This window comes from Pseudanabaena sp. BC1403, from assembly GCF_002914585.1.
GTDB lineage: Bacteria > Cyanobacteriota > Cyanobacteriia > Pseudanabaenales > Pseudanabaenaceae > Pseudanabaena.
In genome coordinates this window covers 1-924 of the sequence record NZ_PDDM01000074.1, presented here as the reverse complement: position 1 = coordinate 924, position 924 = coordinate 1, and the positions used below count along the sequence as shown (strand labels likewise).

Genomic DNA, 924 nt, shown 5'->3' with positions numbered 1-924 from the left:
TCTTCGCTGTAATAACCCAAAATTATTCCTTTTTTCTCTTTGTCTGAGCTTATCCTAATTTGCACAAGTTATTTATTTTTCATTCCTAAATGGATCAATCTTTTGAACTTGTTGTTTGACTTCATCTATTTTAGGGATAAATTGATGTGTAATTCTACATAGGGCATTGTCAAAGCCTCCTTCAATCGTAGTAAATACATACTGATCTAAACTTTCTTTGGGAATTTCCATACTTTGAGTGAATAACTGCATATTTTCAATAACTCCTGAACCAACTTCGGCAATTTTTTTAGAAATATTTTCAGCTTCATATTTCAAATTAAATTGAATATAAATTTTATGTAAACGTTGATAATGAAAAGATTGCAATGATTCATCCTGTCCTTGAAAGAATAATTCAATACTTCTACCAATAGTTGTGATAATTCGCTTAACATCTTCCAGTCGATTTTGAGAGCGGTAGTATTTTGCTAGTGGGATGCCTACTGATTCACAAATCTGAAATGAGTAATTAGTGGATACATATACAAATCTTGCTTCTAAATCTGATACTAACTTTTCTTTCTGTTCTTCCTTTAGTAATTGCGCTTTGCCTAGTACGAACAAGTCAAAGCAAAATCCTAAAAGTGTTAATTCAGATTTTTCTGTTATGCGATCTTCAAGTCGTATAGCTACATCAATACAACTTTCTATTAAAGGGGTATTCCTAATTGAACAGGCTACCTTGTATGCCCTATTTATTTTTTGAATAGTTTCTATATGACGCTCACACACATCTTTATCACATATTACAATCAGGGCTTCTACATAAATAACTACTGTTTTATAGTTTGGTTTGGCGTTGTTGCATAAAAAGGGTAGGGGAAGGTAAATTAGATATTAATCAGGAGATGAAACCGTAACAAATGAAACAGCAATATCAGA

General features: G+C 31.7%; 1 protein-coding gene. It reads right to left on the bottom strand.

Translation table 11 applies throughout. From position 1 onward, the window contains the following. Nucleotides 1-72: 72 nt before the first annotated feature. Nucleotides 73-774: a hypothetical protein gene (locus CQ839_RS24620; protein ID WP_146048814.1), complete on the bottom strand. Its 702-nt coding sequence runs from the start codon at nt 772-774 to the stop codon at nt 73-75. Nucleotides 775-924: the final 150 nt, after the last annotated feature.